The sequence below is a fragment of the Cytophagaceae bacterium ABcell3 genome (genome assembly GCA_030913385.1).
Taxonomy (GTDB): Bacteria; Bacteroidota; Bacteroidia; order Cytophagales; family Cytophagaceae; genus ABcell3.
Map to the genome: position 1 here is coordinate 1,297,744 of CP133159.1, position 13,015 is coordinate 1,310,758.

12 protein-coding genes are annotated in these 13,015 nt (G+C 39.3%); 4 read left to right on the forward strand and 8 right to left on the reverse strand.

Annotation, left to right across the window (positions count from 1 at the left end; all coding sequences use genetic code 11):
* Positions 1 to 203: 203 nt before the first annotated feature.
* The 5 genes from RCC89_05410 to RCC89_05430 are packed head-to-tail and all read right to left on the reverse strand — an operon-like array spanning position 204 to position 4,402.
* A complete protein-coding gene (locus RCC89_05410; protein ID WMJ72600.1) occupies positions 204 to 983 on the reverse strand; it encodes an amidohydrolase in 780 nt (259 codons plus the stop codon).
* Positions 971 to 2,113, reverse strand: a complete 1,143-nt coding sequence (locus RCC89_05415; protein WMJ72601.1) for a methionine aminotransferase — start codon at positions 2,111 to 2,113, stop codon at positions 971 to 973. Before RCC89_05415 ends, RCC89_05410 begins: the two co-directional genes overlap by 13 nt.
* Before the next feature lies 1 nt (position 2,114).
* On the reverse strand, positions 2,115 to 2,666 hold the full coding sequence (gene def, locus RCC89_05420) for a peptide deformylase (GenBank protein WMJ72602.1): 552 nt from the start codon (positions 2,664 to 2,666) through the stop codon (positions 2,115 to 2,117).
* 34 nt (positions 2,667 to 2,700) lie between these two features.
* Positions 2,701 to 3,114: a Holliday junction resolvase RuvX gene (gene ruvX / locus RCC89_05425; GenBank protein WMJ72603.1), complete on the reverse strand. Its 414-nt coding sequence runs from the start codon at positions 3,112 to 3,114 to the stop codon at positions 2,701 to 2,703.
* Between the two features lies 1 nt (position 3,115).
* Complete coding sequence (locus tag RCC89_05430; protein ID WMJ72604.1) at positions 3,116 to 4,402, reverse strand: hypothetical protein; 1,287 nt, start codon at positions 4,400 to 4,402, stop codon at positions 3,116 to 3,118.
* A gap of 340 nt (positions 4,403 to 4,742) precedes the next feature.
* Here RCC89_05430 and RCC89_05435 point away from each other — a divergent pair, with 340 nt between their 5' ends.
* From RCC89_05435 to RCC89_05445, 3 genes are all read left to right on the forward strand, one after another.
* Entirely contained in the window at positions 4,743 to 6,365 is a 1,623-nt protein-coding gene (locus RCC89_05435; GenBank protein WMJ72605.1) for a S41 family peptidase, read from the forward strand.
* A gap of 539 nt (positions 6,366 to 6,904) precedes the next feature.
* Positions 6,905 to 8,605, forward strand: coding sequence for a gamma-glutamyltransferase (ggt, locus tag RCC89_05440; GenBank protein WMJ72606.1), 1,701 nt, complete (start codon positions 6,905 to 6,907; stop codon positions 8,603 to 8,605).
* A 72-nt stretch (positions 8,606 to 8,677) separates the two neighbouring features.
* Positions 8,678 to 8,965: a hypothetical protein gene (locus RCC89_05445; protein ID WMJ72607.1), complete on the forward strand. Its 288-nt coding sequence runs from the start codon at positions 8,678 to 8,680 to the stop codon at positions 8,963 to 8,965.
* An 86-nt stretch (positions 8,966 to 9,051) separates the two neighbouring features.
* Here RCC89_05445 and RCC89_05450 read toward each other — a convergent pair whose 3' ends face one another.
* Entirely contained in the window at positions 9,052 to 10,074 is a 1,023-nt protein-coding gene (locus RCC89_05450) for a hypothetical protein (GenBank protein ID WMJ72608.1), read from the reverse strand.
* A gap of 176 nt (positions 10,075 to 10,250) precedes the next feature.
* Here RCC89_05450 and RCC89_05455 point away from each other — a divergent pair, with 176 nt between their 5' ends.
* Positions 10,251 to 10,691 (forward strand): hypothetical protein, encoded by a 441-nt coding sequence (locus tag RCC89_05455; GenBank protein WMJ72609.1) that lies wholly within the window; start codon positions 10,251 to 10,253, stop codon positions 10,689 to 10,691.
* Positions 10,692 to 10,750: 59 nt separating this feature from the next.
* Here the strand turns inward: RCC89_05455 and RCC89_05460 are convergent, their stop codons facing one another.
* Both RCC89_05460 and bshC read right to left on the reverse strand, forming a co-directional pair.
* Complete coding sequence (locus RCC89_05460; GenBank protein ID WMJ72610.1) at positions 10,751 to 11,353, reverse strand: 5-formyltetrahydrofolate cyclo-ligase; 603 nt, start codon at positions 11,351 to 11,353, stop codon at positions 10,751 to 10,753.
* Positions 11,346 to 12,908, reverse strand: a complete 1,563-nt coding sequence (gene bshC / locus RCC89_05465) for a bacillithiol biosynthesis cysteine-adding enzyme BshC (GenBank protein WMJ72611.1) — start codon at positions 12,906 to 12,908, stop codon at positions 11,346 to 11,348. Before bshC ends, RCC89_05460 begins: the two co-directional genes overlap by 8 nt.
* Positions 12,909 to 13,015: the final 107 nt, after the last annotated feature.

A 13,015-nucleotide genomic window follows, 5' to 3' on the forward strand; every position in this document is an offset into this window, starting at 1 on the left:
CCAAATGCGAGCGAAGCGTCTGATTTGAAGTTATTTTGCCACGCAATAGAAGATCTAATGCGTATTTCAGGTTTAATCCAATATTTTTTTTGGGCTAGCCACAAGCGCACAATCTACTTTATGGCCTTACATTCGAAGTATTCCAATACGTCTTCATGTAAGGCCATGCGTATCTTGCACACTTGTGACTTTTTCAGCAGGCCCTAATTACCTAATGTAAAGTCATCAGCGTCTTGCCACGCAGGAAAAGCTTTTCTAAAGCTATCTAGGCTTTCCTTGTTCAAGATTGCTGTTTGTATTGTTTCATGATTGTCACAAGCATATATGAGTTCACCTTTGGGCGAGAATACACCTGAGTCACCCGAATAGCTGATGTCATTCCCATCTTTTCCTATGCGATTTACACCTATTACATACGATAGGTTTTCAATAGCCCTTGCCTGGAGCAAACTTTTCCAAGCGATGCTACGGCTTTCGGGCCAGTTGGCAATGCAAATGAGCAGGTCGTACTCGTTGTTTCTGTTCCTTAGCCATACGGGAAAACGGAGGTCGTAGCAAACAACAGGCAAAATATTCCAGCCTTTGAGTTTTACTATGGTTTTTGTTTTGCCTGGTGAAAAAACTTCATGCTCGCCAGCCATCCGAAATAGGTGCCTTTTGTCATAGCATTCATAACTTCCGTCAGGGCGCATCCACACCAGTCTGTTGTAAAAGTTGTGGTTTTCTTTCACTATAAAGCTTCCGGTGATTACTGCTTGTGTCTGGGCAGCCATTTGTTTCATCCATTTAAATGTCGTCAGGTTCATTGGCTCGGCTACCTCTTGGGCATGCATGGTAAAGCCTGTGTTAAACATCTCCGGCAAAACAATTAGGTCTGGTTGCTCAGTTATCTGCCAAATTCTTTCCTCGAAATTTGCCAAGTTTGCTGTTTTGTCCTGCCAGGTTAATGGATTTTGGATCAATGTGGCTTTCAGATCTTGCATAAAATATCGGTTGCTTTTCGTAGTGTACCTTCTTGTTTGGCAAAGCAGAACCTTAAGATCTTATCGTCTTTTTTATTGTGATAAAAGGTCGACACTGGAATACATGCTATGCCATTTTCTTTAGTAAGTTTTTCTGCCATTACTACATCACTGTCTTTGGAAATGTGACTGTAGTTCGCCAGTTGGAAATATGTGCCTTCTGATGGCTCTATCAAAAAGCGAGACTCCTTGAGTGCTGTATTGAAAAAGTCCCGTTTCTTTTGGTAAAAATCAGGAAGCTTAAGATAGTGTTCTTTTTTCTTTAAAAAATCTGCCATGGCAAACTGCATGGGGGTAGGAATACTAAAGGTGATGTACTGGTGGATTTTCCTGAACTCTTCAGTCAGATGTGCAGGCGCTACGCAATAGCCCATGCGCCATCCGGTGGTATGATAGGTTTTACCAAAGGAAAATGCAGTAAAACTCCTGTCTCGCAACCCTGGATGTTTTAGGATACTTTCATGTGTAAGGTTGTCAAAAGTGATGTGTTCATACACTTCGTCGCTGAGGACAAAAAGTCCTGATTCTGTAACTATCTCTTCCAGTTGCAATAGGTCATGTGGCGCTAGGGTACTACCTGTGGGGTTGTGGGGCGAATTGATAATAATAAGTTTGGTGCGCTTGTTTATTGCTTTTCGTACCAAGTCCCAATCTGGTTTGTAGTGCGGCCAATTCATTTCTATAAATACAGGCTTCCCGCCACAGAGTTGTATGGCAGGGACATAACTGTCGAAGGCTGGTTCAAATACAATTACCTCATCTCCTGGCTTGACTACTGTAGATATTGCTGTATATACAGCTTCAGATGCGCCGCAGGTAAGCGTGATCTCTGTTTCCGGGTTTACCTGCGCATTATAGCATAGTTTTATTTTTTCAGCAATAGCTTCCCGAAGCAGGGCTACTCCAGCCATGGGAGCATATTGGTTTAAACCTGCCTTCATATAAGTGTATACAAGGTCTACCAGCTCATCGTCACACGAATAATCAGGAAAGCCTTGGGCCATATTAATGGCATTATGTTCTGCCGCCATTTTAGACATGACGGTAAATATGGTGGTGTTTACATTGGGTAATTTGCTGGAAAAAGTCATATTACTTCCTCACTGGAAACTTCATTTTATAATCTACTGTTACTTTGCCCTTGCTGATGTTGGACAGCTTTCCTTTAAGCAAATTTTTTCTGAGCCCTGACATGTAGTCTACAAATAAAATACCTTCTAGATGATCATATTCATGTTGGAAAATTCTGGCAGCTATGCCATCGTACTCCTCTATATGTTCATTCCAGTCGGTGTCAAAATATTTGACTTTTATACTTTCTGGTCTTGTGACAGTAGAGCGAATGCCTGGAATGCTCAAACATCCTTCTTCATACTCCCATTCTTCTTCACTTTCTATAAGAATCTCAGGATTGATAAATGTTTTTTTGAAATCAGTAAGGCTTTCATCCAATCCAGATCCGTCGGCCACAAAAATTCTGAGAGATTTGTTAATTTGAGGGCCTGCTAAACCTACACCGTGCGATGCATACATGGTCTCAAACATATCATCGGACAATTTCTTAACATCAACAGAGCCTTTTTCAATATCAGAAGCTGGTTTTTTTAAAATGGGATCTCCGTATGCCACTATGGGATATATCATTTTCTTACTTAAGTTTATTAAAGGGGTATAATAATTATTTTTTCATTTCGAGAAAAGACTGCAATATAATAGTTGCGCTAATCTTATCAACATTTGATTTGTCCCTACGGTTCTTTTTGCTCATGCCGCCTGCCAGCATTGCATCTAAAGCAATAGAAGAAGTAAAGCGCTCATCTACAAGAAATACCTCTTTTTCGGGAAAGGCTTTCTTTAAATGTTTAATCATGATGTGCACATGCCGTGCGTTTTCAGATTCAATATTTTTGAGCGTTTTTGGCATGCCCACTACAAAAGATTCTATTCCCTCGCTTAAGTCATAGGTTTTGAGGAATTCTATAAGTTTAGATGAATGCACTGTCTCTAGGGGAGTGGCAATTATTTTCATCGGATCTGTTACTGCGAGTCCAGTCCTTTTGGTTCCATAGTCTATGGCGACGATCCTAGGCATGTTATTTATAATTATATAAAGTGAGTTGTGTCCACTGCCTGTTAATCATTGGGTTGTGCTTTTCTGTAATTCTTTCTGAATAATTGTCTGGCACAGGGTATCCTTCTGGGAGCAGCAGCAGTGTGTTGTGTAGTTCATCTTCTTGCAATAGTGCGCCTTTGTCTTCAAAAGATGCAGCCTCTACACCTGAATCTTTGAGGTACTGATTTATTTGGGGATATGAAACTATCCTAACATCTGAAAGATCTTTTTTGAGCAACCTTTTAGACATAGAGGCTATGGCTGTCGGTTTACTGTTGTCCGAAACTACACCTGTATTGAGCGATACATATAATATAAGAAACAATGAAATAATTACTTTAATCAACATGAAATTAAAATTCACTAGGAAATAGATAATTCCGTAGCAAATAAAGATCATTAAAAAAGGAAGAAATGGCAAAATGTGCCTGTGAAGATTGTTGCTGTCCCTAAATATATAGGAAAAGATAAGAAACAGTGACAATGATGCCAGGCCAATTAACATTTTAGGTTTGCTATGGCCAAAGCTTAGGGTAATCATTAATCCGAAAAACAATAAGGCTATGACAGGCAGAGAAGTAAATATAGCCAATAAGTTTCTTCCTGGGATATAACCTGTAAGCCCTTCAGCCCAAATACCTTCCAGAATTTCTATAAATCCAGGCCCAGTGTTTGCTGTCCCGGCTGTCAGCATCAGTGAATTGAAATACATTTCTGTATAAGCCCATAATTGGCTGGGACCAATATATATGGTGAAAGGGACCAACCACAAAAGAATGCCAGTAAGCAAAAACGGGATACTCCAGATAAACCTTCTTTTTTTGACCAGTGCGTATATTGCAGGTAATACTATCAAAGGGATGTATGAAAACATTACTCCTGGAAGAAGACCTGCTAGAAACCAGCCTTTATAAAGGTATCTTGCTTTGAAGTTGTCAACCAGAAGGTAGTAAAAAACAGGTAGCGCTATAGCCAGAGCCATCAGGTCGGGAAGGAATTTATTTCCCATAAGCCAAATGCTTGTATTGAAAAAGATCAAAAAGCCAGTTAGTCCACCTTCTAATGAGAATAAGGTGACCCTTAATATTCTGGAAGTGTAATATATGATAAGCCATGTGCTTATACCACCTGCAACGGCAAATGCGGTGGATAAAGAATGGGTGAAGAAGTTTATGCTATTGATGACTGTATATAAAATAGGATAGCCTGGTAAAGCAGGCGTGCCTGAAGCAATATCATAATTGATAAAGCCCAATATGAAATTCATAGTTTCGGTATCTTCAACATAATTGGCCGTAGTCAATAGCCTAGTTAAGACACATACAAGGAGAATAATGATATGAGAAAGCGTTTGCTTCAAAAAAATGCTTTTTTTACTGACAGGTTTTGGTTTAATTAGATAAAATTTATTCAAAAATAACTTTATAAAGATAAAATAAGGAAAATCCGTGCCAGTTTATTATAAAAAGTTTTAATTTCTGTATTTGTATGGAATTATATTTTCGGTACATTGTTTGTTAGATAGAAAAAGTTTATATTTTATATAACTTTGTTTTCCTTTACAGGTTAGTAAATTACCCATATATTTTTAATTAAACGTTAATTCAGTGAGTAAAATCAAAAACAGAAAGTTCTATATAAGGCTTCCTTTTATGTTGGCCCTGGCAATTGTGTGTGGGATTTTTATAGGAGCTACACTTTTTGACAATGGTAAACAAAGCAATATAGTGTCTAACTATATGCGGTTTGCTGAAATTTTAACTTATATCCAAAAGGACTATGTCGATACGGTCGATATTGATGAGTTGGTGGATCACGCTATTGTGAAAATGCTTGAGAAGCTTGACCCTCACACCGCATATATTCCTAAAAAAGATATTGATGTGGCCAGGTCCCAACTGGAAGGTGATTTTGAAGGAATAGGGATAGAATTTAACATTATTAAAGACACCATCTTTGTTATTGCCCCCATCAGTGGTGGCCCTTCTGAATCTGTAGGTTTAATGGCCGGTGACAAAATTGTGACAGTTGATGGAGAGAATGTAGCAGGCAAAGGCATTTCTAATATGGATGTTTTTGGCATGTTGAGGGGTAAGAAAGGTACCAAAGTTGAAGTTAGTGTGGTTCGTAAAGGTTCTAAAAACCCACTGGACTTTACCATTGTGCGTGATAAAATCCCTACATATTCTGTTGACGCAACTTATATGATTGATGATAAAACTGGGTATATCAAAATAAGCAGGTTCTCTGCAAGTACCTACAAGGAGTTTAAGGAGTCGATGAAAGAACTTCAATCTAAAGGTATGGAGCAATTAGTTTTAGACTTGCGCGACAACCCTGGTGGGTATATGGATCGTGCTACGAAAATGGTAGATGATTTCTTGCCTCCAAACAAACTGATCGTATATACCCAAGGAAAAGATGCTCGGTATAACTCGCGTATTGAGTCAAATACTAAAGGTTCTTTTGAAGAAGGAGCGGTGGTCGTGTTGATAAACGAAGGAAGTGCTTCTGCTTCAGAAATTGTCTCTGGTGCTTTGCAGGATCATGACCGTGCACTCATAGTTGGTAGAAGGTCTTTTGGTAAAGGCTTGGTTCAAATGCCTATACCTCTGAACGATGGTGCCGAGTTGAGACTGACAATTTCGAGGTATTATACTCCTAGCGGCAGAAGTATACAAAAGCCATACAGCGAGGATGAAGACTATGCCTCAGACTTGTCTAAGCGTTTTAAACATGGTGAGTTTTTCCATAAGGACAGTATACGTTTTGACGACAGCTTGAAATATACAACCGCAGCAGGGCGTACTGTGTATGGCGGTGGTGGAATTATGCCTGATATTTTTGTGCCGAGAGACACTTCTATGTACACCAATTATTTGGCGGAGCTGTTTAATAAAAATATTATCAGAGAGTATACGCTTGACTACTTTAATAGCAACAAAAAGAAACTAAAGGCTATGGAGTTTGAAGATTATCTGAGAGACTTTGTGGTTACAGATGAAATGCTTCAGGACCTTGTGAAAATGGGCAAAAAAGTTGATATTAAGTATAAAGAAAAAGAGTTTAAGCGTTCTAAAGAGTTTATGCGGACAAATGTAAAGGCTTATATCGCTCGGAGTGTTTGGGGTAACAGGGGTTTCTACCCTGTTATAAACAAATATGATGAAGTCTTCCAGACGGCGATCAAGAACATGGATAAAGCCCGAAAAATAGAAGCAGCAAACTAAGTTTAGTAACAACACATAAATAAAAAGGCCTCCCGTTAATTTCGGGAGGCTTTTTTATTGACCTGGTTTCTTCTGTAGAACATAGCTAATTTGTAAACCTTTTATAATTGTTTGTTTTTTTTATATTGAGTGGTATATTTTATAAAAGTAGTAAAATTTTTTAGGATTACCCATTTAAGTCTCTAGGAAGTAATAAGTTTTTTTGTACGATAAATTGCTTTTTAATGGCGATATGTGCTAATGTTAGAAAATAAAGCGGCCATTGATGAAATTGCGTTAAGAACTTTATAAGCATGGAGCGGCCAAAAAATTTGCTGTTTGAGCCCGACGCAAGGAGGGTGGGTTTCATCCCGATAGCTATCGGGATAGCGTAATGGTTATAAAGTTTAGCAAATTTCATCACAGGCCTTGACTTTTTTGCTTACTTTTTTTGTCTAAGAAAAAAAGTAAGGCCCTGCCGGCGAGGCAAAAGTAACTAAGCGAGCCTAGGTAAGCTAATAACACATAAGATATCTAAATGGGTAACCCTAAAATTTTTAATGGGATTTTTGAAGCTTAAATCTTATATTTTTTTGTTCTGTGCCACTTTACTGCTTAGTTGTGCGCACAGTGATCTTTCTGAAGAGGGGACTGTGGGAGAGAAAGCAATGGTGGTTACCGCGCACCCTTTGGCATCCCAAGTAGGGGTTGAAATCTTAAAGACCGGAGGAAATGCTTTTGATGCTGCTATTGCTGTTGAATTTGCATTAGCGGTTGTATACCCAGATGCGGGCAATATAGGAGGGGGAGGTTTTTGGGTCATTAGAACGAAAGATGGAGAAACAAATGCCCTTGACTATAGGGAAGTAGCTCCTGCTGCTGCTTCCAGAGATATGTTCTTAGATGAGGAAGGAGAACCCATTTCAGAAGAAAGTCATCGAGGTCATTTGTCTGCTGGGGTGCCCGGCACTGTAGATGGTATGGTAAATGCTCATCGGAAATATGGCAGCAAGCCTTGGGAAGAGTTGTTGCAGCCTGCTATTGATCTTGCCTTGCATGGTTTCCCTTTGACCAAGAAGGAAGCAAAAAAGTTGAACCGCTATATGGATGACTTGGAAGAATATAGCACTGTTAGGCCGGAACACATGCTTAACGATCGCTGGCGGGCGGGAGATACTTTGGTTTTAGAGGAATTGGGCATGACATTGGCGCTAATTCGCAATTATGGCAGGGCTGGTTTTTATGAAGGGGTTACTGCTAGAAATTTAATTGCTGAAATGGAAAGAGGGGGAGGTATTATCAGCTTGGAAGACCTGGACTCTTACCGTTCTGTTTGGCGGAAACCTGTGGCCGGCAAATATAAAGATTGTAAAATCATTTCAATGCCTCCTCCTTCTGCTGGCGGAACAGGTTTGCTTCAGTTGCTCAAAATTACAGAGGGTTATCCTTTGGCTAAATGGGGGTGGAATTCCACCCAAAGCATCCATCTTATGACCGAGGCATGCAGAAGGGTGTATGCGGACCGTTCCAGGCATTTGGGTGATCCAGATTTTTGGGACATTCCTTTGGACGGCCTTATCGATGATGATTATTTAAAGGGGCGAATGGCTGACTTTTCTATGGGTCAGGCTACAGATAGTGATGAGGTTTATGCGGGAGAACCTTTTTTTGCAGAAAGCCATTCCACTACACATTATTCTATTGTAGACCCAGAGGGAAATGCCGTTGCTGGAACTACTACCTTGAATAGCATTTATGGTTCTAGGGTGGTTGTAGCTGGTTCAGGTTTTTTATTGAACAATCAAATGGCTGATTTTAGCCTAAAGCCTGGACATCCTGATATTTACGGCTTGGTAGAAGGAGAAGCGAATGCCATTGCTCCTGGAAAACGTATGCTTAGCTCTATGACACCTACTATAGTAGAAAAGGACAATCAGCTTTTTATGGTATTAGGAAGTCCAGGTGGCTCAACGATTATAACCACGGTTTACCAGACAATTCTCAATGTAACTACTTTTGATTTTCCCATGCAAGGGGCGGTTAATGCAGAACGTTTTCACCACCAATGGAGGCCTAACTGGATATTGGCAGAATGGGGATCTATGCGATTCTCATCTGTTTTTGAGCTCTTGGCCAAAGGTCACCGGATAGCGCCGGCTATAGAAGGCTTAGGTCGTGTAGATGCTGTTTTAGTTCGTCCTGATAATACGCTCGAAGGAGGCGCAGACCCTCGGGGAGATGATAAGGCGGAGGGTTTTTGATAATAGCAATTTGTCAATGCTTGTATATAAACTAATCTTTTCCTTACCGGTTAAATATAAAAAGGAAGAGGTATGGAATTATTTACTAAAATTGAAGGCCTGACCAAAAAGACCAAAGAAGCATTTAAAATTAATGGTCAGCATAAGAAAGAATCAGGCATACTAAGTGATTCGGCAGCCAGAAAAATTGTTGCGTCTGGATATACTACCAGTATGATATTAGGGTCTGTATTTGCAGGGGCGGCACTTATGGCGTTTGCCGTTCGTGACCTGCACTTTGTAATTGAATTTAATAAAAGTGATAAGTGGAATAAAGCATATTCTTTCGATATCAAGAAATTTAAGCTTCATTCCAGTTGAATCTGGTTGAATTTGAAAGACGAGCTAACAAAAAAGAGGCAGCTAAAAGATAATTTAGCTGCCTCTTTTTTATGGTTTTGACAATGTTATTTAATGCTAAATCCTCCTTCGCCGATTAAATGACCTTCAGAGTATATGTTTACATAATAATTTCCTTCAGTATAGTTAAAGCCTTTTAGCATATCAAATGTTAGCTGCTGGCCAGTATTATCAAAGTCAATGTTTTGGCTAAGGGTATAGAAAATATCTGTGCCATCGGCCAGGGTAGTTGTCCCACCACCATTGGCTATGTCAGAGAAGGTTTCACCAGAAGGCAACACAAGTGCCACGTAGAACTTTTTCTTTTCTTTTTTAGCTGCCTTGTTGTCAGCTAAATTGAAGTTAATCCTTAACTGTTCAACCCTTCTGCCCCTCAATGTAGGCTTGTCCATTTCTTTGCCGTTCGATTTTACGCCTAGGATTTCTAGGTTTTCAGCTTTTAGGATAGATGCATCTTTTAACGCCTTCATTGTGGTAGATAGAGAGTCGCCTAATTGTAGCTTTTCCTCATTAAGGTGACTTATGTTAGTTGACAAGCTATCATTCTCCTGGTGCAGTTTGGCTATTTCTTTATCTTTCTCTGCAATTTCTTTGCGCAATTTGGATATTAGTTGGTCAACTTCTTTTTTAGATTTAGAGGTAAGCGCTGAAGATCTTCTTAGCGTGGTGATAGTGTTGTTCAGTTCAGCAATTTTGGCATCAAGGTCTGAGTTTTCCAAGCCTAGCTGATCTCTTTCAGCCCTGATCCTGTCTAATTCATCTCTTATTTCAGATAGCTCATTGGCTTTAGTAGAAACTTCACTGTCTATTTTTCCAATCTCGGCCCTTAACTCACGTATTTCTGATTCCTGTGCTGTATTGGAGTTGTTTATTAGTACAAGCCCTGCAATTAAACCGATATTTATAAGAAGTGAGAAAATGAGTAAGATAAGCGGTAACTTACTGCCACTTTTCTCTTTTTTTTCTTCTTTAGCTTTAGTAGAGGTTTCTTTGACCGGTTTTTTGGTTACGCCTGGTTTCTTTATAGGGTCTTTTTTGATGTCGTTTTTGTTTTCCTTATTAGGTTCCATACAGTCTATCTGGTTATATTATGTATTACAATGTTTTAAGTTGAATCTGGAATTTAGCAATTTATAAATATATTATGAAATAATGTGCTAATAAAAAGTTTATAAGATGTAATTTTACTTCCGGCACATATATTGTGTAGTAGCATTTGTAACTAAGTTTTAAAAAAAATTGTTCTGTGAGTTCATCCAAGAAGGTCATAATTAACTACTTTTTCCCTCGGTTTGTTCGTATTGGTTCTGTTTTAATTTTAGCCATAGGTTTTTTGGGCTTTAGTGCCAATACTGTAGCGGCTATGCTGGCGCTGCTCGCATGGATTATGGTTCAGACTACCCATCACGGTATCGAAATTGATCAAGAAAAAAAGCTCTACAAAAAGTATCTCAGTGTTTTAGGGTTCGAATTTGGCTCCTACGAATCCTATAAGGAACTTGCCGGTTTAACTATAGACGAGGATCTTGACAAGCAGCAAAATGTAATCTATCAGGGCTATGTCGACTTCTCGAAAAAGGGATATCTGATGTTGATAAAAGATAAATCCAGAGAAAAGGTTTTGTCGGTGGTCAATAAGTTGGCAGACGCTTATGACCTGGAAATTATAGATGAAACAAAAGGGTAGAGGGGCTCTGGTGTCCTAGAACCTTTGCTTGTTGGTGAAAACGCCAATAGAGGAAGCCCTCAATAAACCATTACATCATCGGATCTCTTATTATCAAACCTGTAAACCTCTTTCGGGCAGAAGCAAATATCCATAGGGATATCATAAGGGTCAATGCCTTCTATAATCTCTACAGGCTGGAAAAATGAGATGCCTGCTTTGTATGGGTTTACTTTTAGGCTGGCAAGGTAACGGTCATAAAAACCCTTGCCATAGCCTATGCGGTACCCTCTTTTGTCAAAAGCGAGCAGCGGTAATACTACCAAGTCTGGCTGTAGGGACGTATATTCGGGATGCTCAGGTTCGGGTATACCCCATTTGTTCACCTTTAGTATAGTTTCTTTCGTAAGAAGGACGTTTTTTAGTAGCTTAGTCCCTGGTTCTGTAACAGGTATTAAAATTTTGGTTTCAGGGCTTCTTTGCCTGATGGCATCAATCAATAAGAATGTATCAGGTTCGTTGTGATTGGCAATAGGCAAAAAAAGATGGACTACCGAAAAGGTACGGATATCAATACTGTTGAAAAAAGTATTGGCTATCAATAAGCTCTTTTCCCTGCATTCTTCTTTTGAAAGCTTTTTGCGTTTGCTTAAATATATATATCGTAGCTCCTGTTTATTCATGCTCTATGAAGATTTTGAACCTGAAATCAAAAGGGTCAAAATTGTTGTACAACTTTTCTATAAAAGAATGGTCATTGATATAAAAGTTAAGGAAGTTTTCATGCCTTTCTTGTAATCCACCATTAGGGAACAGCTTGTCCAAAATATTTTGCACCTGGTTTACTTCTGTTTCGAAGCGCTTTTTTCCAGCGTTTCTTATTTTCTTCTCTGTATCAGACAACACAGAAAGTATCCGTTGTCTTTGTGCTAACACAAATTGCTCCAAGGATTTATCTGTCTGAACCGCCCTTTCTTGAAGCTGTTCAAACATTTTATTCACCTGTGCGACCTCATTTTCAGTAGAAAACTCTTCTCCCGATTTGCTGTAAACATATTTTTCCAAAATATCTTCAGGCTTTAAGAACAAGTCCTCCGGCTGTATTCCTGTTTTTAAAAGTTTTCTATTGGTGTTTTTGTTAATGACCATGGCCACACTTCTTGGGAAAAGAACTGGAAAAGAAGTATCAAGGTGGTTAAAGGCATCTTTTAGCTGCATCCAGTAAGCCAGTTCTGCCGGTCCTCCTATATAGGCAAGGTTTGGTAGTATCTGTTCTTGATAAACAGGCCTTGTGAGTACATTCGGGCTAAAGCATTCAGGTTTTTCTTCGGCCATTTTCATGATTTCTTCCAGGGAAAAGTTTAGGGATGTATTAGCTACTTTGAACCTGTCTTCTTCCCGTATTATTCTTTCCCTGATACTGCCGCTCAACCAAAATAGGTTTATTTCTCTGACGTGGGCTTGGGCATTATACCCAGTTTCGGACAATCGCATAGAAGTGCCACTCACCAAATCGTGGACGGAGGTTAGTTCAAGCTCCTTGACGATTAGGGTTTTCATATGCTTTTTTAACACCGCATGGTCTGCGTTTACAGTTACTAAGCCTTTGTCCCCAAACAGGTGCGTAACTAGTTTTCTTGTTGCTTCTGCTAAATTCCGGCTTTCTGTATAGCTATGTTTGAGGTTTTCGGGTAAATCGGGTACATCTTTTAGGAGCTCTTCTAAGCCGCGGGTGTTAAGCCTGCCTACTGCTCCGTGCGCTTCTTTGTTCCAGGTATAGGTTTGGCCGAATAAGTTAAAGTGGTTTATTTCTGCAAAATCATGGTCTTCTGTGGCCATCCAATATACCGGTACGAAATTGCTATCAGGATATTTGATACTGAGCGACTCCGCTAGCTTAATGGTAGTAAGTATTTTGTAAATAAAATATAAGGGGCCAGTGAGCAAGTTTAGTTGATGGCCGGTAGTAACGGTATAGGTGTTTTCTTTCTTGAGCTGCCCAAGGTTTTCCTCAAGCTTTTTGGGAAGTGTTAGACCTGAATATTGCTCTTCGAGTACTTTGGTGAGGTCTTGACGAATTTCGGGTGAAAAGCTCCTGTTTCTAATTATATCCTCAAAATTTTCCAGCTCAGGATATATGCCATAAAAAGGCTTTAATGCCTCTGACTTATCTATATAATCGGTAAATAGGGAGGAAAAGCACCCCGTGTCTTTTACTGACAGATGTTTTAATTGCATTGCTTTGGGTTTGGGGCAAAAATAACTAAAATAATTCTAGGTAGGCAAAAGACATTGGAATATCTTAGCTTATAGGTTAACAAGTAAAGTTGTTTAATTGATTTTCA

Excerpts from the sequence above, each read along its gene's own strand:
- bshC (WMJ72611.1), bottom strand. The coding sequence starts at position 12,908 with ATGCAATTAAAACATCTGTCAGTAAAAGACACGGGGTGCTTTTCCTCC.
- RCC89_05430 (WMJ72604.1), bottom strand. The coding sequence starts at position 4,402 with ATGAATTTCATATTGGGCTTTATCAATTATGATATTGCTTCAGGCACG.
- ggt (WMJ72606.1), top strand. The coding sequence starts at position 6,905 with ATGGGATTTTTGAAGCTTAAATCTTATATTTTTTTGTTCTGTGCCACT.
- RCC89_05415 (WMJ72601.1), bottom strand. The coding sequence starts at position 2,113 with ATGACTTTTTCCAGCAAATTACCCAATGTAAACACCACCATATTTACC.
- RCC89_05445 (WMJ72607.1), top strand. The coding sequence starts at position 8,678 with ATGGAATTATTTACTAAAATTGAAGGCCTGACCAAAAAGACCAAAGAA.
- RCC89_05410 (WMJ72600.1), bottom strand. The coding sequence starts at position 983 with ATGCAAGATCTGAAAGCCACATTGATCCAAAATCCATTAACCTGGCAG.
- ruvX (WMJ72603.1), bottom strand. The coding sequence starts at position 3,114 with ATGCCTAGGATCGTCGCCATAGACTATGGAACCAAAAGGACTGGACTC.
- RCC89_05450 (WMJ72608.1), bottom strand. The coding sequence starts at position 10,074 with ATGGAACCTAATAAGGAAAACAAAAACGACATCAAAAAAGACCCTATA.
- def (WMJ72602.1), bottom strand. The coding sequence starts at position 2,666 with ATGATATATCCCATAGTGGCATACGGAGATCCCATTTTAAAAAAACCA.
- RCC89_05460 (WMJ72610.1), bottom strand. The coding sequence starts at position 11,353 with ATGAATAAACAGGAGCTACGATATATATATTTAAGCAAACGCAAAAAG.